Origin of the sequence: Ruegeria sp. HKCCA6707, assembly GCF_013033515.1 — a bacterium.
In the GTDB taxonomy this organism is placed as follows: Bacteria; Pseudomonadota; Alphaproteobacteria; order Rhodobacterales; family Rhodobacteraceae; genus Ruegeria.
On sequence record NZ_WQEG01000005.1, the window covers coordinates 379,923 to 399,344 of the forward strand.

Annotated in this window: 20 protein-coding genes; 8 read left to right on the forward strand and 12 right to left on the reverse strand. The window is 53.5% G+C overall.

The annotated features are described in order from the left end of the window. Positions 1–53 precede the first annotated feature (53 nt). Positions 54–635, reverse strand: coding sequence for a TetR/AcrR family transcriptional regulator (locus GOW40_RS14730; RefSeq protein ID WP_170657913.1), 582 nt, complete (start codon positions 633–635; stop codon positions 54–56). A gap of 124 nt (positions 636–759) precedes the next feature. On the opposite strand from GOW40_RS14730, the gene GOW40_RS14735 reads away from it, so the two are divergent. The 4 genes from GOW40_RS14735 to GOW40_RS14750 all read left to right on the forward strand — a co-directional run bounded on the left by GOW40_RS14735 (position 760) and on the right by GOW40_RS14750 (position 3,018). Next, positions 760–1,350: a YceI family protein gene (locus GOW40_RS14735; RefSeq protein WP_171131174.1), complete on the forward strand. Its 591-nt coding sequence runs from the start codon at positions 760–762 to the stop codon at positions 1,348–1,350. Between the two features lie 66 nt (positions 1,351–1,416). Further along, a complete protein-coding gene (locus GOW40_RS14740; RefSeq protein WP_171131176.1) occupies positions 1,417–1,956 on the forward strand; it encodes a luciferase family protein in 540 nt (179 codons plus the stop codon). Positions 1,957–2,279: 323 nt separating this feature from the next. Beyond that, positions 2,280–2,501 carry a hypothetical protein gene (locus tag GOW40_RS14745; RefSeq protein WP_171231070.1) on the forward strand — a complete coding sequence of 74 codons (222 nt, stop codon included), beginning with the start codon at positions 2,280–2,282 and terminating at the stop codon, positions 2,499–2,501. A gap of 190 nt (positions 2,502–2,691) precedes the next feature. Next, complete coding sequence (locus GOW40_RS14750; protein WP_217352314.1) at positions 2,692–3,018, forward strand: DUF411 domain-containing protein; 327 nt, start codon at positions 2,692–2,694, stop codon at positions 3,016–3,018. 181 nt (positions 3,019–3,199) lie between these two features. On the opposite strand, the gene GOW40_RS14755 is transcribed toward GOW40_RS14750, so the two are convergent. The 3 genes from GOW40_RS14755 to GOW40_RS14765 all read right to left on the reverse strand — a co-directional run bounded on the left by GOW40_RS14755 (position 3,200) and on the right by GOW40_RS14765 (position 5,080). Next, the gene (locus GOW40_RS14755) at positions 3,200–3,736 is read right to left on the reverse strand and encodes a hypothetical protein (protein ID WP_171131180.1); all 537 of its coding nucleotides are present in this window, start codon (positions 3,734–3,736) and stop codon (positions 3,200–3,202) included. Beyond that, on the reverse strand, positions 3,720–4,490 hold the full coding sequence (locus tag GOW40_RS14760; RefSeq protein WP_171131182.1) for a hypothetical protein: 771 nt from the start codon (positions 4,488–4,490) through the stop codon (positions 3,720–3,722). Before GOW40_RS14760 ends, GOW40_RS14755 begins: the two co-directional genes overlap by 17 nt. Positions 4,491–4,564: 74 nt before the next feature. After that, positions 4,565–5,080, reverse strand: a complete 516-nt coding sequence (locus tag GOW40_RS14765; protein ID WP_171131184.1) for a DUF805 domain-containing protein — start codon at positions 5,078–5,080, stop codon at positions 4,565–4,567. 524 nt (positions 5,081–5,604) lie between these two features. Here GOW40_RS14765 and GOW40_RS14770 point away from each other — a divergent pair. Both GOW40_RS14770 and GOW40_RS14775 read left to right on the forward strand, forming a co-directional pair. Further along, entirely contained in the window at positions 5,605–5,994 is a 390-nt protein-coding gene (locus GOW40_RS14770; protein ID WP_171131186.1) for a hypothetical protein, read from the forward strand. Positions 5,995–6,061: 67 nt separating this feature from the next. Beyond that, on the forward strand, positions 6,062–6,901 hold the full coding sequence (locus GOW40_RS14775; protein ID WP_171136467.1) for an SDR family oxidoreductase: 840 nt from the start codon (positions 6,062–6,064) through the stop codon (positions 6,899–6,901). Positions 6,902–7,172: 271 nt separating this feature from the next. Here GOW40_RS14775 and GOW40_RS14780 read toward each other — a convergent pair whose 3' ends face one another. Beyond that, a complete protein-coding gene (locus GOW40_RS14780) occupies positions 7,173–7,793 on the reverse strand; it encodes a TetR/AcrR family transcriptional regulator (protein ID WP_171131190.1) in 621 nt (206 codons plus the stop codon). Between the two features lie 171 nt (positions 7,794–7,964). Here GOW40_RS14780 and GOW40_RS14785 point away from each other — a divergent pair, with 171 nt between their 5' ends. Further along, positions 7,965–9,359, forward strand: a complete 1,395-nt coding sequence (locus GOW40_RS14785; protein WP_171131192.1) for an aminotransferase — start codon at positions 7,965–7,967, stop codon at positions 9,357–9,359. A gap of 64 nt (positions 9,360–9,423) precedes the next feature. Here GOW40_RS14785 and GOW40_RS14790 read toward each other — a convergent pair whose 3' ends face one another. From GOW40_RS14790 to GOW40_RS14820, 7 genes are all read right to left on the reverse strand, one after another. Continuing rightward, positions 9,424–10,992 (reverse strand): trimethylamine methyltransferase family protein, encoded by a 1,569-nt coding sequence (locus GOW40_RS14790; RefSeq protein WP_171231071.1) that lies wholly within the window; start codon positions 10,990–10,992, stop codon positions 9,424–9,426. A gap of 25 nt (positions 10,993–11,017) precedes the next feature. Next, a complete protein-coding gene (locus tag GOW40_RS14795) occupies positions 11,018–12,217 on the reverse strand; it encodes an aromatic ring-hydroxylating dioxygenase subunit alpha (RefSeq protein WP_171131196.1) in 1,200 nt (399 codons plus the stop codon). 8 nt (positions 12,218–12,225) lie between these two features. Continuing rightward, the gene (locus tag GOW40_RS14800) at positions 12,226–14,292 is read right to left on the reverse strand and encodes an FAD-dependent oxidoreductase (RefSeq protein ID WP_171131198.1); all 2,067 of its coding nucleotides are present in this window, start codon (positions 14,290–14,292) and stop codon (positions 12,226–12,228) included. A gap of 94 nt (positions 14,293–14,386) precedes the next feature. Continuing rightward, on the reverse strand, positions 14,387–15,442 hold the full coding sequence (locus GOW40_RS14805) for a PotD/PotF family extracellular solute-binding protein (RefSeq protein WP_171131200.1): 1,056 nt from the start codon (positions 15,440–15,442) through the stop codon (positions 14,387–14,389). After that, on the reverse strand, positions 15,439–16,554 hold the full coding sequence (locus GOW40_RS14810; RefSeq protein WP_171136465.1) for an ABC transporter ATP-binding protein: 1,116 nt from the start codon (positions 16,552–16,554) through the stop codon (positions 15,439–15,441). Before GOW40_RS14810 ends, GOW40_RS14805 begins: the two co-directional genes overlap by 4 nt. 20 nt (positions 16,555–16,574) lie before the next feature. Then, a complete protein-coding gene (locus GOW40_RS14815; RefSeq protein ID WP_170642952.1) occupies positions 16,575–17,369 on the reverse strand; it encodes an ABC transporter permease in 795 nt (264 codons plus the stop codon). Continuing rightward, positions 17,366–18,229 carry an ABC transporter permease gene (locus tag GOW40_RS14820; protein ID WP_171131204.1) on the reverse strand — a complete coding sequence of 288 codons (864 nt, stop codon included), beginning with the start codon at positions 18,227–18,229 and terminating at the stop codon, positions 17,366–17,368. The genes GOW40_RS14815 and GOW40_RS14820 overlap by 4 nt, the downstream gene beginning before the upstream one ends. A 192-nt stretch (positions 18,230–18,421) precedes the next feature. On the opposite strand from GOW40_RS14820, the gene GOW40_RS14825 reads away from it, so the two are divergent. After that, positions 18,422–19,063 (forward strand): TetR family transcriptional regulator C-terminal domain-containing protein, encoded by a 642-nt coding sequence (locus GOW40_RS14825; RefSeq protein ID WP_171136464.1) that lies wholly within the window; start codon positions 18,422–18,424, stop codon positions 19,061–19,063. Positions 19,064–19,422 lie beyond the last annotated feature (359 nt).

The following is a 19,422-nucleotide window of genomic DNA, read 5'->3' on the forward strand; positions in this document are numbered from 1 at the left end:
TCTTGGAAACTGTTATGATTATTGGCCGCTTTGATTGCATAGTCAGGCGATGGTCACTGTCCCGAATTGGTTTTCGCGATACTGCAAAGCAGATCGACATGTTTGTCCAACCACTCTTCGTCCAGTGCCTCGTGGCGTATGAGCTTGCGGAAATAAGGTGCCGCGACTGCTAGTTCTATGAGCTGGTCAACCGGAATGTCGGCGGTGATCTCACCGCGACCTACTGCGGCTGCAAATACTGCTTCAACACTCGCGAACCTGTCTTTCATGAATTCCGTTATCACTAACCTTGCTTCTTCGTCGGTGGACGCAGCAGCGACCACCTGAGGCGCGATTTGGCCCCACGGTGTGTCATTCAAGGCTCCCATCAGTACACCGAGTAACCAGCGCAGGTCAGATCGTAGCGGGCCATCGGTTTTGGGCGGTATGTTTGGCGGTGTTGCGATGCGCCGGAATGCTGCATCACGCAGACTGCGCGCATCTGGCCAGTGCCTGTAAAGTGTACTGCGCGAAATGCCCGTTGCCTTTGAAACTGCGCCATGAGTTACGTGCAGCACGCCTTCATCCATCAGTATCTTTTGCGCAGCATCAAGCGCAGTCTGTCGTGTGGCGATCAGCCTAGGATCTTCTTTCAATCACTCCTCCTATAGAACAATTTGTTGCATAGTAGAACATTTTGTCCTAAAAGTATGGTCGGCCAAAACCTAAATCCCAAAACTCAATTCCACAAACACGTCTTGTCAAAATGGGAGCGTATCAATGTTCAAAGTGGCAGCAACCCCGCTGGCGGTACTCTTATCGATGGGCGCGACAACCGCATTGTCCGAGAGTGGCACTTACGAGCTGGATCCTGGGCACAGCCAGGTATTGTTCAGCTACGACCACATCGGGTTCTCAGAAACGTTTGGAATGTTCTCAGGTTTTAGCGGCGAGATAGAGTTCAGCGAAGATGATCCGTCTGCGTCATCTGTCACGGTGTCTATGCCTGTAAAATCCATGATCACGGGCTGGGATGCCCGTCTGCAACACTTCATGTCCGATGACTTTTTCAGCGCGAGTGACGGTGATGTGGTCACATTCGCCTCAACCAGCATTGAAGTGACCGGGGACAATACCGCAAATATTTCTGGCGACCTGACCATGAATGGCGTCACCAAACCTGTTGTTCTGGAAACAACGCTCAACAAGTCAGCGCCATATCCGTTTGGCCAAAAAGTGGGCACGCCGACTTTGGGGCTGGCTGCCACGGCGACTATCGTGCGGTCTGAATTCGGACTTGGGGCATTTGCGCCAGCGGTGAGCGACGAAATAGAGCTCTTGATCAATATCGAAGCATTAAAGGCTGAGTAATGTGTGCAAGGGCGCTGATACTGCGGTGAGCGCTCATTCTTAACTTTTGACGGGCTGGCAACAAAAATGAATGTGTTCCTTAAACTACTGGCGGTTGCTGCGATAGCGGTGGCGTTGACGTGCCCGTTGGCATTCGCACAAGAGCGCTCCTTGCCGGAGCGCACCTCGCCCCGTCCCGAAACGACAAGCGGCGTACCGCATATTCAGATCGGTGTCGAAATTGATGCCGATTTGGCCAAGCTATTGCTGGAGCGTGTTGCGCAATTCCCAGGGGTCACGCTTGGCCCGACACGCATATCACTTCCTGGCGCGATTGGCTTTCAGCTTGATCCCGACATGTTGTTGTCTCAACCGAGCTCTATCGTCGGTGGGTTTGAATTTGCGCATATGCATCCTGATGGCAGCTTGCATGCTTCGCTGCATCCGGCAATGGCGCGACGGGCGATTGAGGCTGGCTGGGCCGTAGCTCACCCTTGGGCCAATCAACGTCCCGGATGGAGTGGCTTTGTCATGATCTATACTCCGACTACACCAGAAGAGCTGGATGTCGTCATTGATCTGGTGGAAAGTTCGTACACCTTCATCACCGGCAAAACCTTGGGCTAAATGCCCACCTGCTGACCTTTCCGTTGCTGACTAATGCGCAGGTCAGCCAGTATTCAGCCTTGCGCGGATATACAGATGATCCATGTTCCACTGTTCCGGACGGACATGATCCAGAGATGTGGCGCACCCACAATAAGTGCAGCTAGGATGTAAATGGCGACACATCCTCGAAACTTGTCAAAACCTCATACCCCCAGTAGGTATTTGGTATGTTTCGCTTGGTCCTGTCGATACTTCTTGTTGTTGCATTCTCTGGCGCATCCGCAGCGTCCGTGAAGCATGGCTTGACTCATGGATCGGATCACTCTGGTCATCATGCTCAAATGGCAGGCGACGATCCGTTGGCTAATGCCGAGAAAGCTGTTGCGGATTGTTGCGACACCACCAGCGGCATGAGTTCAGCATCCTGTTTTGGTGATCTTGTCGCCACGGCGGGGATTTCGCCGATTGCTCCATTGGCGATCTCAGAGTGTGGTGTGACGCAAGCTGATTCCGATTTTTCGGGCCTCGCAATGGGCGTCCCTACCGGTCCTCCGAAAGCCTGAGCGGCAACGGGCGCCCGCCCGCAATCCGTTCAAATTTCACATCAAAGGACCGACAGACATGATCACACGTCGTCACTTCACCACACTGTCTGCAACTGCTCTCATCGCGACCGCTCTTCCCGTCCGAGCAGGCACCCCAATGCATGTGCTAAGCTCACCAGGTTGCGGATGTTGTCACGCATGGGCCGACTTGGCTCGCGCACGTGGCTACGCCGTAACCATTGAGGAACTGACCGACCCCGAGGCACAGAAGTCAGCGCGGGGTATCCCGCTGAACCTCGCATCCTGTCACACCGTTGAAGCCGATGGTTATGTCTTTGAAGGCCATGTGCCGTTTGAAGCACTGGAAGCCGTGTTGAAGGATCAGCCTGACATTACAGGGCTTGCCGTTCCTGGCATGCCAATGGGCTCCCCTGGTATGGGCGATGATCCGTCCGTCCGTTACGACGTCATTGCATTTGGGGGAGAGGCTGGGGCCGGTACAGTATACTATGGGCGCACCTACAAAGGCTTGTAGGTGCGCTCATAACGCTGCATTCCCAACATTGTTTTCATTGAAGAAAATCTGGGAATCTTGCCCATAACTCTGCGCGGTATTTGCGCATAAGATTGAACGATTTGCCCATAAGTTTGCGTGCCACGGAGAACCTATCGAACAAACCAGCTCCTGTGGCTTATCTGCAATTTTCAAATGCAACTTATTCCCAATCGCCAGCAGATGAGCGCCACGTCTTAGCGTCCGCATCCCAAATACTAGCGGTGACGCAAGGCGTTGGGTTTATTCCGTCGCAATTGGATCCATGAATATCCGCAACAACAACGCGTTGACGCCCAAAATCAACAACCGTCCAGCCCTGGTTGAGCAAGGATTGAACCTCCTCTTCAATCAAGAAGTGCGACATGCATCCGCCAGTTCCGCAGTAAAGAGATGCGGCGCTCGAACACGCAAAATCAGACTCATTCAAAACCCAGTCGCGTTGTAGATCTCCGTCGAGATCGACCCTTTCAACCGCGCCCCAGGCTATGTCAAACTGACCGTCGTTGAAATCCGCGCAGGCTTGTGCCGCCAGATCAACCTTCGCCTGCAAACCGGGCGGGAGTTGCGATACATCAGCCGCGACAGCTGGTGAGGTCCAAACAAGGCCCGAAGCAAGCATAACCCCGGCGACCAAACATTTCATCTGACGCGCTATTTGGGAAGCTGGTTGGAAGGAGGTATCAATTGCACTGATCATACCTGTAGTCCCCATATTCCAGCCAGTTTGCCGAGCGTTCGCTAAAAATCAGAAACTCGGACCTGTCCTCCCCAAGCAGGGCGACGACAAATCCAGCGGGCGGTACAGAGTTTCCGAAGTAACTGTAGGCCGTCATGGCTCTGATCGACTCGCCGTTGACCGTTACTCGCGCGTCCCACTCCCCCTCTGGATTGTCCAAAATTACGGGTTCGATCACGCGCTCTATCGCTCCTCCACCACAATAGACGATGCCTTCGGGCGCTTCGTAGGAGGCCCCCTGGTTAATTTCTGACTCGCAGGCGGAACGAAGGGACCGAATTGCCGCGCTGGAACCCTTCAAGTCAAAGATTCCGTAGCTGGCATCTTGATCAATCATCGACAGATTAACCGATGCATTGGCCGCAAGCTGGTCCAGTACAAAACCATAGTCTCGCTGACTATTGAAACTGACCTCGACAGGATAATTGTCGACGATCTGCAAAGCCGCGTTTTCTGCGCCAACCTGAAATGCTCCAACTTCGGTGGTGCCGTTCTTCAAGAAACGAATGGAAAGCCCCTGCTTGTCCGCAATGTCCTGGCTGTCCTCGAATCCAGCCGGAGCAAAGCGAATACGGTCACACTGAAGTTCCAGCGTCATGTTTCCTGTCTGAATAAACGCATTGGGGTTGGGCCCGGAGCTGAACGACCACTCCGCTGATGCTGTGGTCGCCACTGCCATCAGTAGCATTCCAATGGAAATGGTTTTGCAGCTCATTTTTTTCTCTCCATTGAGTTACGGTTCGCACTGTCGTTCAGCAGAAGTTCCAGCCAATTGCCCCGGCAACCAGATCAGGACACAGGTTCGCCGTATTCGTTTGCGCCTTCTTGGGAAGGTCGTGTCAGCCACCAGATCATCAGGATAGACAGAACCAATTGAAGAATTGAGACAACAACAATACCGGTCACGCCCAGTACTGCCGCGGGTCCCCGTAATGCATCGGGGTTTTCGGTCCCTTGCTCCAATACCGAAAAGAACGCCACCCCACCCAGCATAACAAATAGCGTTGTAATGCTGAGCGCCATCGGCAGCAGCAAATACCAGCCAGGTCGTCCTGAATCATGCAGCCTTCGCCAACCGGCGGCCAGCATAGGTATGAGAACAGCCAGCTGGAAAACAGAGGACAGGACCCGAGATCCCTGGCCTGTTTCGGGGTTGGTCCCGAATATGATCGTATCCAGCACAGCTAAGGCAGCACTCACGAGAACCACAAACAAGAAGAACCACCAGTATTCTGAGCGTATAGCCCGACCGGAGAACTGGAAGTATTTCGAGAAACACGTCTTAACGGCTTCACCAAATCCCATCTTTCAATCCCTTCATTGTTTTTGTGCGGCCTCAAATCGCTTCGCCGCTCAGGGGAACACACTCGTAGCTCCCACTTACTTTTTTGTTTGAACGCAGAGGCCTATCGTACGAGAGCGTAGAGAAATTTACGCGCGGAAAAAATATTGATTTATTACAAATTAGATTCAAACATGCGAATTCGACACAACTTTATTTTACCTCCGTTGTTGTCGTTGCTGCTCGCTGTGCCGAGCCCTTTCGACTTCTGGAGTGAGTACTGGCGGTCGGAAGGCACGTTACAATGATTGAGCGCTGGGAGGACGCGATGCTCAGACTTAACGTACTCGCCCTCTTTCCAGAGTTTGCTCTAGCATTTGCTAGTGACTTCATTCGGCCTTCACACGTTAATGTCGGCCCCGATAGTTAACGAAATATCGTCCCGCCGACCAAGCACACCGCAGCAAGTTTTGGGAAAGGTTGTCACAGGATCAAGGTATGTTCAATTGGCTGCACAGAGGCGCTCAGCGAAAACTACCGCTGGGAGTTGAGCCAGTTTGGTGTCGATGTCGCTGTCATCGAGCCCGGCGGCTTTCCGACGAACTTCTTCACTAACCTCATTCAGCCGTCCTCGCGCGACCGGGATGCAAGCTATGGCGAATTTGCCGGAGCGCCCGAGGCCATGCTGCAAAGCATGGGGGAATCCCTGGCCAACAACCCGCTACAGGTTCCGCAGATCGTGTCGGACGCGGTGCTTGAGGTGATCCATGCCACGCCTGGACAGCGGTGGTTCCGCAATGAAGTGGACAAGAGAGGTATGGAAGACCCTGTCATTCCGACAAGCTTGCAAACGGAAAAGGCAACCGAGGTGCTATTCACCGCCTACGATATGGAAGGTATGATGAAGCTGAAAACTAACGTGGCCAACGCTGCCTAATACCATCAGGCAGGTTTGGATTTTTCGGACCTTTCGATCCAAGACAGGCTTAGGAGGAGCTTGGCCGATGACACACCCCGCATTTACCTCAGACTCTGTGGCCGTGATCACCGGGGGTGCTTCCGGCATTGGCCTCGCCGCCGCAGTGAAGTTCGCGCAAATGGGAATGCGCATTGTTGTTGTTGATCGAGACGCCGAGAAACTGGCGGCCGCGGCAAACATAGTGTCGGCCGTTGGCGCGGCCGATGTTATGACGTCTGAGACAGATGTCCGTGATCGTGCGCAGTCAGAGGCGTTGGAGCGGATGGTGGCAGACCGCTACGGAGGGACAGATATCCTGATGAACAATGCCGGTGTCGGAGGCAAATCATCGACCATTGGGGACGCTGCGGCTTGGGACAATATGCTGGGTGTAAACCTGTGGGGTCCGATCCACGGCACCCAGGTCTTCGCGCCAAACATGATCGCCCGTGGCAGACCAGGCGCAATTATCAATACAGGGTCCAAACAAGGCATCACGACCCCGCCAGGTAACCCGGCTTACAATGTCTCAAAGGCGGCTCTCAAAGCCTTTACCGAGGCACTGTCCCACGAGCTCAGAACGGGTCCAGGTCATCAGATTACCGCGCATCTACTGATCCCTGGATTCGTCTATACCGGCATGATCTCCGCGCCCGAGAAGCCTGCATCTGCCTGGACCGCTGAGCAGACTGTCGACTTCTTTGTCGAAAGCGTGAACCGCGGGGATTTCTACATCCTCTGCCCCGACAATGACGTTTCACGCGACACTGATGAGAAACGCATCGCTTGGAACGCTGGAGACATCATTGAAAATCGCCCACCTCTTAGCCGATGGCATCCAGACTATAAGGAAGCGTTCGCGGACTTCATGGCGAAGTCTGGCTGATAATCGCCATAGCCCAAAAATCATGACGAGTTGACGATTGAAGACTGCCGGCAGCTTTACCGGTTGTCGGCAGCCTGAGTTCTGAACAGCCAAAAAGTTCGATATGATGAAACAAATGGTTTTCAGAATGCTTCTTGACGTAGCGGCGCCGAACAAGCTGCGGCTTGTTCCGGCTCTCAGGGCTGAGAAGCGCGGCGTGTCAATTATTTTCCGGCGGTTAACTTCGGTAGAATTGTTGGCCGTTGTCCTGATCCTGTTTGCAACGGCGACCCTAACCAGTGCTACAGCACCTCTCGTCAATCTCTGACGGCTTAAAGTGTTTAGGAAACATCGACTGCAGCACAAACAGGCAGATCTTCAAAGCCTCCGAGGGTTTGAAAATATCTGAGTGCAAATGGTAGTCGGTCCAAAGCCCTTCCAACAAAGCAACCAACGCGTCTGTTGCAAGTTTGGCGCTTACATCCTCGTACTCGCCTTCGCGCTTTATTTGTTCCAACAACTCCAGGATCACCGCGCGGAAACCTTTGTCTCGCGAGTCGATAAAAGGAAATATGTGAGGGTTTGAGAGCGCTTCAGCCCGAAAGGAAAACCAGATCGCGACGTCCCGCGCATTAAGGACCAAAGGGTCGAAATCTGCCCTTATGATAGAGATTAGCTTGTCTGCCGGGTCTAACTCTGGATGGACTGCAATGGCCTTCCACTGCTCCGCGTAGCGGACTGACAACTCCTCAGCCACCCCAAGAAGCAGCTTTTCCTTGGAACCAAAGTGTAGGTTGACCATCCCTTGCGATAATCCCGACAACTCTTGGATTCTTGCCGAAGTTGTTCCGCGTATTCCGTATCTATAAATGGCGTCCGCAGCCGATTGGATCAGCAGCTTTCGGTTCTGCAATTTACCCAGATCTCGGGCATTGGTTGGGGTATCACGCTCGAGAGTAATCTTATTTCTCCTTCGCTGGGTTAGTCGCCTTTGTCTTCTCGCATTTAGCAGTACGACAGTTCAAGGATTGACATTGAATGAATGCTTGTTCATTTTGTGATTTATATTACATTAAGGTGCTGCATGAACCTTTTCAACTCCGACTTTCGGTCCATACGAGAATGGGACAACGAACATTTCCTGCACCCGTGGGAAGGTATGTCACACCTTGGTCAAAATGAACGAACCTTTGCCGAAAGCGGACTTGGCGTTCATGTCGTCACAGAGGACGGAAAGCGCCTGATAGACGGCCCTGCTGGCATGTGGTGCGTTCAATTGGGCTATGGAAACACCGAGATTGCCGATGCTATGGCTCAGCAGGCGAAAGAGATGGCGTATTTTTCGCCCTTCAACAACGCCAACTCAACTCCGGCCCGTTTGGCACATGAAATCGCCAAGAGAACGCCGGGAGATTTGAACCATGTATTCTTCACGACCGGTGGTTCAACGGCCGTGGATAGTGCGCTGCGGTTTGTACAGTTCCGCAATAACCTGCTGGGAAAACCTCAAAAGAAAATCGTGATATCGCGACAGAAAGCTTATCACGGATCGACTTATCTGGCGGCGTCAGTGTCCGGAAAAGAGCGCGACAAAGGTTGGCTGGACCAGGCAAGTCACCTGACGCGTTTCCTACCGAATGTGAATCCGTATACACGTCGCTCCGATCAGACGGTCGACGATTTTCTGGACGAAAAAATAGCGGATCTGGAAAACATGATCCTGCAGACTGGAGCAGACAAAGTCGCCGCTTTCATCGCAGAACCGATCCTGTGCTCTGGAGGCGTCATCGTGCCGCCGCGGGGGTATCATCAGCGCTGTCTTGAAATCTGCCGGAAGTACGATGTCCTTTACATTTCAGACGAGGTCGTCACCGGGTTTGGGCGACTTGGGCATTGGTTTGCATCCGAAGACGTCTTTGGGATTAAGCCCGACATCATAACCTGCGCCAAAGGCATGACGTCTGGGTACGTACCCATGGGGGCTTGTATCATCTCTGACCGGCTGATTGCAGATGTAAGCGGAAATAATGCACAGAACGCTACGTTTTCAAACGGCTTCACTTACTCAGGCCATCCAGTGAGCGCGGCGGCAGGCCTGAAGACGATTGAAATCATGGAGCGCGACGGCGTTCTGGAACATGTCCGTGCAATCACGCCGCTCTTCGAAGAGCGCCTCCAGGCGCTGGCAGATTTGCCGCTCGTCGGTGATACGCGCGGCATGGGGTTGGTTGGCTGCGTCGAATGTGTTGCAGACGCAAAAGCAGATAATGCACTGGACCTAGATAAATCTGTCGGCGCCCTGATTGATCATCATTGTCAGGAGAACGGGTTGATCCTGCGGCCGATTATCAACATGTGCGTGTTTTCCCCACCTCTGATCATTACGGAAGGTGAGTTGAGCCAGATGTTCGACATCCTTGAAAAAGGTATCCGGCTGGCAACCGAAGACCTAAAGCAGCAGGGTACGTTTAAACCTTAGGAACCACCTCGGCGCGCCATCGCAATTTTCATGGTTGCGATACCTTCGCTTAAGTGCGCTGCGTTTACCCTGCCCGCATCACCTCTGGTGGCAATTTGATCGGGAACTTGGACCGAACCTCCGCATCCGCCTTGCTGCCAAAATAGTTTGGATAGTGATTGGACAGAATATCGTTCACGACTGACCGGCTCCGTTCAAACATATCCTGACGACCGGCTTTTTCCCAAGTATCGGTTAGCTCCCGATCCATCAGGGTTGGATAGACATACTCAGTCTCCATGTATTGCAAGGTCTGCGTGTTGCCGAGGAAATGACCGGGATCAATTGCACATTCGTGGATGACGTCGACCGACAGTGTGTCGTCGCTCACCTCGATACCACGCAGGGTTCGTGAGATCATGCCCGCTGCCTCGTTGTCGATGACCATGGACTCAAAGCTGCAACCCATCAGGCTGCCAAGCATACCGCCAAATTCGCAGAGCCTGTTGGCCCCGGCATGGGCCGCCAATGCGAAAGTTAACGCCTTTTCCAGACCGTATTGTGCGTCAGGGATCTTGGAATCCGTCATGCCGCAACCGACGCTGGTCGGGAGGTTGTAGAAATTGCCCATTTGGATAGCTGCCGCGGATATCAACGCCTGCTCACCACTGCCACCCGTGAATGAACCAGTTCGCAGATCAGTAATAAACGGCCAAGCTGCAAAGACGACGGGGGTGCCCGGGTTAATCAGATTGGCAATTGCGACGCAAGATAGGGTCTCGGCTACGGCTTGCGCCAAAGTCCCGGCCAGAGGCGCAGGCGACGTCGCCCCAGCTTGTGGCGGAACAGCCAAATCGCAGACAAGCCCCATCTTCGCTGTATCAATCAGGATCTCCAAGTTTTCCCGCCCAAACCGGAGCGGGGATACTATGGGACAACCGCCAAAAATGACCGAGGGTTTCTCGAGGAATTTACCCTCGCCGCCTGATGCCAGATCGAAAAGATGGATTGCGTCCTGAATGTGCTCTCGGGTGCGGAACGTCAGACAAGATGGTTTTTCGCTACCCGCCAGAATGGCGTAGAGCATGCTCATGTCGTGCTCGTAGTCCTGCGGCACATCCGTTGCCAGAACTGTATCACCGGTCATGTGGATGTTGTCGAGCCGGTCAACCAATCGGGTAAAGTCGTAAATGTCTTTGAGTGTCGACGGCCGGTAACTGCGAGTTTCCGCATTAAACGTTGTCACAGCGGTGCCGGAGTTCGCATAGTACACCTTGTCTTTGGTGCAGTGCATGTCATCCTTACCGGCCCGCGATCCGCGTGCATGGACATAGAACTCACTGGCCGCCTTAGCCAAAAGATCTTCCATCAACGCGCGAGGGAAGCACAGTCTACCATGCTCGTTCACCGTCGCCCCTTTAGGCAGCACGAGATCAAGAACTTCCTGCGTTGGATCACCGACGCCCGTACGCTCCAGAATGCTAAGGGCGGCCTCGTGAATATTTGACATGTCAGCATCTGAAAGGGGCTTGTAGCGCCCCCCCGAAATGCCCGGCCAGATTGCTTGCGAAGCGACGTTGCTGGTTCGCACGGCTGCACGTGCTTCGCGCCCACCCCCGCGCCGTCTTGATCTGCGCTTCGTTAATTCTGTCATAGTATTTCTCCGAATTCTGAGCGTGTCAGATCATGCTGAAGTAATTTCGATAGAAACCCGGAATACTCCATTCCATCTCGGACAGCGGTCCCGGCACGAAGCGGTGGGAGTTCACGCCCTCTTGGTTGTGACGGATGATCCGCTCATCATCGAGAGACGTGACATGCCAGAGCCATATCAACGCGTCCTTATGGTAGTCACGACCCTCTTCTGCGTCGCCGCGCACATACCAGACGATCTGAATATCCGTTTCCTGCAGCGCGCGTGGGACGAACCGGTAGCCAACCACGTGATCTGCATAAACAAGGAAGTAGTTCAGTGTCCCGATCCCCAGATCGGTGGCACCGCCATCGTGACCTTTCAGTTCACCCAAAGGCGGCGCCAGCGAAGCGCCATCCTTACTACCGGTCAAATAGCCGGGAAACAGCGGGTAGCGGCGCCAATAGACATCTGCACCCGGGGCGAGCGCGTTATCTCCGGTCAGGTCCAGCTCCTCAACGGGCACTCCGGCTTCTTTCATCCGCTGATGAAGTGCGCCGCTGAACTCCAGAACCTGAGCGGGGTCTTTCAACGAATGGCTGCGCGAATAGTCCTGATGAGACGGCGCGCAGTGGTAGCATTCCAGGTAATTCTCCAACGCCAGTTTCCAATTTGCTGGAACCGGGTATGAGGCTTCATGAGCGACCTTCAGGTTTTCAAATTCGAACGGTTTTGACAGTGGGGCCAACTGCACCAACGCAGCATCTAGCGGCGGGGCGTCTTCAGCTGCGCAGACAAAAATCAGACCTTGGAATATCTTCACCTGAACCGGGAACAATCCGTATTGGCCCGGGTCGAAATTCGACCCCATTGAACGCCCGTTTCGTAGCTTGCCGTTCAGATCAAAAGTCCACGCATGATAGGGGCAGATGAAATTGCGTGCCTTGCCTTTCCGTTCAATGCAAACCCGCGATCCCCGGTGGCGGCAAACGTTCAGATGCGCGCGCACCTCACCTTCGCGATCCCGAACGATGATGATGGACTCGGGCCCATAGTCGAACAGGAAATAGTCCCCCGGTTCTGCGACCTGACTAACATGGCCGACCCAGATCCAGTTACGGTTCCAGAACGCGCCGATATCGTTCTCGTATACTGCTTGAGACGTATAGAAGTGACGAGGCAGGGCGAACCCTTCCTGTTGCGCGTCCATTAAATCGCGCATTACTTGCAGGTCATCTTTTGGCATTGCGCACCTCATGCAGATTCAAGGGAAATGACTTCCCGGCGGAAGAACTCACGGTCGATGTCGTCCGCGTTACGTTCGAAATTCCGGGCAGCCATGTGACCCGAATATACAGCATCCGCGATCAAGCCGGGGTTTGCGGCATCTCCGATTAATTCCAACGTTTTCAGCGGACTTGCTGTCAAACCGCAAAGCTCGTCGTAAAGAGTGGTTTCTCGCATTCGCTGCGTCACCAGTACCACGGAGCTGCATTCAATGGAGTTCTCTCGCCCCGTGTAGACGCACTGCAATGTCGCCTGGCCGGGCGCGACACCGGCCAAGGTCTGGGACAGGTTCAGACGAACGCCTTTTTCCAACAGACTGCGTTGCACTTTAGTCTGCTCCAACGTCAATTCGGTAAACGGCGAAACTATTGAGGCCGGCGTTACAAAGACAACCTCTCGCCCGACCTGAGCCAAATGATCAGCCAAGACTCCACCGAGATAGGCTTGATCATCATCGTAGACCACAATCGGGCCGTCCTGCGGCATGACTCCGGCCACAATGTCTTCCGGAGTGAAAATCTGAGAACCTAAACCGATTGGTGCACCGTGAAATGCAGATTTCCCGCGCCCGTCTCGCCGCCATTTTGCGCCGGTTGCAACAAAGACGTTCGGTATACCCAACTCGATGACCTCACTGGCTGACAAACGGCTGTCGGTGAACAGTTGAACGTTCCCGCGTTGTTGCAGGTCGTAGATTCTGTGATCTGTCACGCGCTTCCAAGCGGATAGCCCGGTCAGGGCAGCTTCCTGCATCACACGGCCGCCGAACTCTTGCTTTGCTTCCGCCAGAGTTACCTCGTAGCCCCGCCGCGCCAATTGCATGGCGCATTCAAGTCCGGCTGGTCCGCTGCCGACAACAAGCGCGGCTTCCTCGTTTACCCGGCGCTCAATGATCTCAGGGTGCCATTTCCTCCGCCACTCTTCACCCATAGTCGGGTTTTGGGTGCAGCGTATTGGGACGCCTAGAGAGTCGGATGAAACACAGATATTGCAACCGATACATTCACGTATTTCTTCGATGCGATCTTCCCTAATTTTGTTGGGCAGAAACGGATCGGCGATGGATGGTCGCGCCGCGCCGATAAAATCAAGGATGCCCTTCCTGACCAGTGACGCCATCAAGTCCGGCGACGTAAGACGCCCGACGCCCACAACAGGCTTAGAAGTCACCTGTTTCACGAACTCGATATATGAGGTCTGAAAGCCGTCGCGGGGCTCGAACCGAGTCGTCGCAGAGTCGTTGCTCCAATCCGCCACATTAACATCCCAAAGGTCTGGAAGCTGGGCTAGCAATTCGACTACTGCACGGCCTTCTTCCTGCGCTTGCATACCCTCTGACCCGAGCATTTCATCAACCGCAAACCGAAGTGCAATGGCGCAATCATCTCCAACCTCTTCCTTGGTTTCTTCCAGAAGCTCGCGAGTCAGTCGCACCCGGTTCTCCAACGAACCTCCATATTCATCCGTCCGATCATTGAACTGTGGCAGCAGAAAATGATGAGGCAATGTCATGTGATGCCCCGCATAGACATACACAATGTCGAACCCGGCTTCGCGCGAGCGACGAGCCGCCGCGCGATGCCACTTGCGAAATTCTCGAATGTCAGCCTTGTCCATTGCCCTTGCCTGTTTCGGGTATGGAGTCTGCAAGACAAGTTCTGACGGGGCCAGCAGAGGCGCTCGGGTCAGGTGGTTTTGGGCATGGTGCCCGTTATGCGCCAATTGGATTGCCGCGAGCGAGCCCTTCTCATGAATTGAGTTGGTTATCAGACGCAGTGCAGGAATATCCTGATCGTCCCAAATTCGGTTTTCAGAATAAGGAGACAAATCCGAAGTCGGATGAATCTCGGCCTCCTGAGTGGACACCACCGCCCAACCGCCCTCGGCTTTCATCGCCCGCAAAGCAGCTTCGGCCTGAGGTCGCAAATGACCCAAACCATTGCAGTGGGGCACTTGGTAGAACCGGTTTCGAGCCGTTACTGGCCCGATCTTGACCGGTTCGAAGAGAACAGAATATTCGTCAGCGCCTGACATTGCCGCGCTTCCTCCAAGTAAATTGGAATTTGGTTCGTGGGAATGGAAGGACTTCTACGTCCCCACCATTCCCGGCTGTGTTGTAAGAGTGCCCTTAGAAGCCAGCTTTGATGCGCTCGAATTCCTTCAACATCTTGGCCTCCAGCTCGGGGTTAACAGCGTCAAAGAACAGGCTGCCTTCAAAGAAGCTGTCCACATCCGAAAACCCGTAGGTTTCGATCAGCTCTGGGTCTGCCTGTGCAAAAGCGTCTTCGTTGGCGTGGGCGTAACCCCAGCTTTCAATAATGTATTTACCGCTTGCCGCAGAGCTGAGCGCGTTCAGCATGTCATAGACTTGCTCATCCGACTGCTTGGCAGATTTCAGATGCACATAGCCGCAGACCCAAGTCGCGATACCTTTGTCTACATCACGCATCATGACCGCTGGCGTTTCGTTCCAGATCAGGTTCAGTTCCGATTGGTTCCATCCCCAACCCAGCGTGACCTCACCGCTGGCAATTGCCTGATCCAGTTGGCCGGCGTCAGACCAATAAAAGCGCACGTTCGGATGAATCGCGCGCAGGTAGTCCGCCGCTTTTTGGAATTCCTCGTCACTCATATCGGTATAGCTGGAGGCGCCAGTTGCCAATGCCGCCATTGCAAAGGCACTGGAAGCGGCGTCCGGAATGGCGACTTTGCCCTGATATGCAGGATCGGCAAGCAATTGCAGCGAAACATCATCTGCCGAAATCATATCGGTTCGATAGATAAGACCAGTATTGCCCCATTCGAACGGAACCATGTAGGTCTGCCCATCAATGGTGATGCCATCGACCTCTTTGATCTTGGGCATCAGCTTGTCCCAGTTTTCCAGCTTGCTGGTGTCAATCGGCTTGATCATGTCTGCCGCTACCCACTTTCTCAGGGCATCCGTGCAGGGATGGGCCAAATCAGCTTCAAAACCGGACTGAAGCTTTGTGAACGCTTCTTCCACGCTGCCAAAATAGGTGTAGCTAGGCGCACCGCCGTACTTTTCGACATAGTCGCCGTAGAAACCCTGATCCTCATATCCGGACCAGTCAAAAACGGTCAGATCAGCGGCGTTCGCCAGAGTTTGGCTGGCGGCAAAGGTGGCAACTACTGCTGCCATAAGTGATGCTGTTTTACTCATTTGTCTCCTCCCAAAGATTCACGTTTACCCAAGTCAATCACCGAGGCGCTTTGAACGCCAAGCCAGACGGTATCGCCGCGCGTGTGATCGACCGTGTGAAAGTAGTTTGGTACTGCGACGGCGATACTGTCTTTCAGACCATCGACGCGCACATAATAGTGGACACTCTCTCCATAAAAGGCGACGTCCGAAACCTCGCCCTGAACAAGAGCATCGTACCCATCCGGCTTTTCCGCACTGATTTCCAATTGCTCAGGACGAACGCCGACAAGAAGTTCCTTGTCATGCACCTGGACGTTGGGGTTCACCCCGATTTCCATCTTCCCTAAGCCCTTAACGTTGACTTCAAGCGTTTCAGCATTCTCTGCAGTCACTTCGGCATCCAGAAAGTTCATTCCACCGATGAAAGAAGCCACTTCCCGGTTACACGGTTGGGAATACAGGACCTCTGGCTTATCCACCTGCTTGAGCTGCCCCGCAAACATGACGCCTATACGGTCGGACATGGTCATCGCCTCGTATTGGTCATGCGTGACCATTACAAAAGTTATTCCAAGCTTCTGCTGAAGACGGCGCATTTCCAATTGCATCGCTTCGCGCAGATTTTTGTCCAACGCAGATAAAGGCTCATCTAGCAGTAAAACCTTGGGTCGCATGACGAGCGCGCGGGCGAGCGCTACTCGTTGCCGCTGACCTCCCGACAACTCGTTGGCCTTACGGTCCTGCAGGCCGCCCAGTTCAACCATCTCAAGCGCCTCGGCAACGCGTTCTTTAATTTCCTTCCGCGAAAACTTGGTCTTGCGTAATCCGAAGCCAACATTGTCGCCGACATTCAGGTGCGGAAAGATCGCATAACTTTGGAACACCATATTGGTGGGACGCTTGTTGGCAGGCACCTCTCCCATCGTTCGACCATCGATCCGGATCTCGCCTTCTTCGTGATCTTGAAAACCCGCGATGATGCGCAAAGCCGTCGTCTTGCCGCATCCCGAAGGGCCAAGCAGCGAAAAGAACTCACCCTCTTTCAAGGTCAGGTTCAGATCGGACACAGCCACAAAGGAACCAAAGCGTTTTTCGACGCCCTGAATTTCGATGATGTTCTGTTCGCTCATCTTATTCGTTTCCTTTGGCTTCAATCTGACGATTGGATGGAACGGCGGCGGAAATATTCGGCGATCAACAACAGCAGCACCGAGGACAGCAAAAGCAGCGATCCTAGGGCCAACGTGTTGGGCAATTTTGCCGGGAAGCGGATCTGGCTCCAGATATAGACCGGCAATGTCGGGCTGTTCCCGGATAAGAAAAAGGCCAGGACGAACTCGTCAAACGACACCGTAAACGTTACCAAAAGGCTGGCGACAATACCCGGCGCTACGATTGGGAGGGTAACACGCCGAAACGTTCCCACGACGCTTTCACCAAGATCGAATGCAGCCTCCTCCAAGGACTGGTCGAAATCGTCAAACGCAGATTTCATGATCGACACGGAAAATGGCAACGCCACGAACACATGCCCAAGGATCACGGTGGCCAGCGATGGTTTCAAGCCGATGCTGATGAACAGAACCAGCATCGAACTGGCCACGATGATGCCGGGAATGACCAGTGGAAGCATGACCAGTCCCTCAGACAACTCACGCCCCGTGAAACGATACCGAACGTAGGCGCGAGCTGCGAAGAGACCCAGAGATGTTGCCATCAGGGCAGTCACGCTGCCGACGATCAACGAGTTCACCATAGCCTGTAGCAGCGTGTCCTGCTGCCCCAACTGTGCGTACCACTTCAACGTGAATCCCTTTAGTGGGAAGGCTACGATAGTTCCGTCGTTGAACGAAAACAGTGGCAATAGCAAAACCGGCAGGTAGAGAAACACCAGATAGGCAATCGCATAAACCAGCAACCATGAGAAACGAAATGCCTTGGTCATCTGATCCTCCGGCCCAATGCGGTGACGACCACCACGAACAGGATTGCAACGCAGCCGACCGAAAGCATGGCAAGAAGAGACAGGGTTGCACCCAACGGCCAGTTATTGGCGGCACCAAACTGCACTTGGATCAAGTTCGCCACCATTTTGCCCTGGGATCCACCGACTAAGGCCGGAGTGACGTAATCGCCCACCGTTGGGATGAAAATGATCAGGCAGGCCGCAATGACCCCCGGCACCGTCAGAGGCAGTGTCACGCGAACGAACCTTTCAAGCTTGTTGCAGCCAAGGTCGGTTGCAGCCTCCAATACGCTGCGGTCGATCTTTTGCAGCGATACATAGATCGGCAGGATAGCAAACGGTGCCCAGGCGTGGGCAAGCGTAAGGACAACAGCGAATTCGTTGTAGAGCAAGAATGTCAGCGGCTCTTGTATCAAACCAAGTGAAATCAGCGCAGAATTCAACACCCCATTGAAGCCAAGAATTAGTTTCCAACTGAACACGCGCAGAAGGTAGCTGCTCCAAAAGGGAATAGTGATCAGCAACAGCCAGAGGGTCTTCTTCTGTGTCCGAAACGCGATGAAGTATGCAATCGGATAGGCAAGACAAACCGTTGCCAATGTCACCGCGCCTGCAATTGCGACCGAACGGATCATTAGGTGTCGAACCAATGGGTCTGTAAACGCCTCTTGGTAGTTTGCCCAAGTCAAGGTCCGGTCGATCTCAACATAGGTCTGGGTCCAAAAACTGTAAGCGACGAGAATGCAAAGCGGCACGGCGACGAGCAGACCGACGTAGAGCGTCGCAGGTGCGCTCAGTGCGAGGCCCTTGCCCGTTTCACTTCGTAGTACTCTGGCCATTCTTCCCTGCTGAACTTTGCTTTTTTGGTGGCGCGACCATGTCGATCACAAAATGGACAATCGTCCATTTAAATCTGGAATTATTAGACTAGTTGTGTCAACTGATAATTTCGAAACCGGGGATGGCCAATTTCACACTAGCCGCTAGAAGGCACCGCAAGAGACTGAAAACAAACAGAGCCGCCTGAACCAATGACTGGAAGACGACAAGAAATACGCGAGCGAAACCGCCTTTCCCTGATTGAGGCAGTACTCGACTCGGTCGCAGAGAAAGGGATTTCCGAGACCTCAGTCAGCGAAATCATTCAACGGGCCGAGCTGTCCCGTGGCATGATTCACCTTCATTTCGGCGGCAAGGACAACTTGGTTGACGAAGCCGCCCGCTACTCATCCGAACAATACTACAATGGAATTTATGACTTGTTGGAAACGACCGGGCAAACCGGACAGGAACATATTGAGATGATTGTTCGGGGCGACTTGAGTGAAACTATTCTCAATAAGAAAAACGTTTCCATTTGGTACGCGTTTCGAGGCGAGGCCCGAAATAGAGCAGCAATCGCTGCGTTTTCAGATACCCGCGACGCCAAGCTTCGTAATCTGGTTTTCAACGCTTTCGCTCGAATTGCGAAAGAAGCCGGAGCCGAACACCCTAATCAAGTTGCTAGGGACGCTACACACGGCACACTCGCAATGCTGGAAGGCATGTGGACCGATTACCTACTCCACCCGGATTCATTTGACCGCGACGAAGCGATGAGAATTGTTTTTCGTTTTCTGCGGGCAATGTTCCCGAAGCATTTTGACCTGAGCGGCGCTTTGTTGTCTGAGTAGAGCTTGAGACAGGTTTCCCATCTAGTCACTAAAGGACCGGAGAATCCACATCTTTCAGCCATCATGATGGAAGCACGGTACGAACGCAAAAAATTCAATTAATCAGGCGCTATCCGCAAATCAAAGTTGATGAATGGTGTCTTAAAAGTCTGCGATAAATCCATAAGGGGACGGTGCGAAGTTCAGTATCCGGGCTAAAATACAATGTGGAAGAAGGCATTTTTGGTAAGCCCACAAGGAGAATTCATGATCAAGTTCATACCTAACTTTCTATTCGCAGCAGTGCTTTGCACGATTCAATACTTGTCTAGCCCCCGTGTTATGGGCCATCTCGGACTAGAGTTTCGGGGACTGGTGGG

Coding starts and splice junctions, on each gene's coding strand:
- GOW40_RS14735 (WP_171131174.1), top strand. CDS start 760: ATGTTCAAAGTGGCAGCAACCCCGCTGGCGGTACTCTTATCGATGGGC.
- GOW40_RS14740 (WP_171131176.1), top strand. CDS start 1,417: ATGAATGTGTTCCTTAAACTACTGGCGGTTGCTGCGATAGCGGTGGCG.
- GOW40_RS14745 (WP_171231070.1), top strand. CDS start 2,280: ATGGCAGGCGACGATCCGTTGGCTAATGCCGAGAAAGCTGTTGCGGAT.
- GOW40_RS14755 (WP_171131180.1), bottom strand. CDS start 3,736: ATGATCAGTGCAATTGATACCTCCTTCCAACCAGCTTCCCAAATAGCG.
- GOW40_RS14760 (WP_171131182.1), bottom strand. CDS start 4,490: ATGAGCTGCAAAACCATTTCCATTGGAATGCTACTGATGGCAGTGGCG.
- GOW40_RS14765 (WP_171131184.1), bottom strand. CDS start 5,080: ATGGGATTTGGTGAAGCCGTTAAGACGTGTTTCTCGAAATACTTCCAG.
- GOW40_RS14775 (WP_171136467.1), top strand. CDS start 6,062: ATGACACACCCCGCATTTACCTCAGACTCTGTGGCCGTGATCACCGGG.
- GOW40_RS14785 (WP_171131192.1), top strand. CDS start 7,965: ATGAACCTTTTCAACTCCGACTTTCGGTCCATACGAGAATGGGACAAC.
- GOW40_RS14790 (WP_171231071.1), bottom strand. CDS start 10,992: ATGACAGAATTAACGAAGCGCAGATCAAGACGGCGCGGGGGTGGGCGC.
- GOW40_RS14795 (WP_171131196.1), bottom strand. CDS start 12,217: ATGCCAAAAGATGACCTGCAAGTAATGCGCGATTTAATGGACGCGCAA.
- GOW40_RS14800 (WP_171131198.1), bottom strand. CDS start 14,292: ATGTCAGGCGCTGACGAATATTCTGTTCTCTTCGAACCGGTCAAGATC.
- GOW40_RS14805 (WP_171131200.1), bottom strand. CDS start 15,442: ATGAGTAAAACAGCATCACTTATGGCAGCAGTAGTTGCCACCTTTGCC.
- GOW40_RS14810 (WP_171136465.1), bottom strand. CDS start 16,554: ATGAGCGAACAGAACATCATCGAAATTCAGGGCGTCGAAAAACGCTTT.
- GOW40_RS14815 (WP_170642952.1), bottom strand. CDS start 17,369: ATGACCAAGGCATTTCGTTTCTCATGGTTGCTGGTTTATGCGATTGCC.
- GOW40_RS14820 (WP_171131204.1), bottom strand. CDS start 18,229: ATGGCCAGAGTACTACGAAGTGAAACGGGCAAGGGCCTCGCACTGAGC.
- GOW40_RS14825 (WP_171136464.1), top strand. CDS start 18,422: ATGACTGGAAGACGACAAGAAATACGCGAGCGAAACCGCCTTTCCCTG.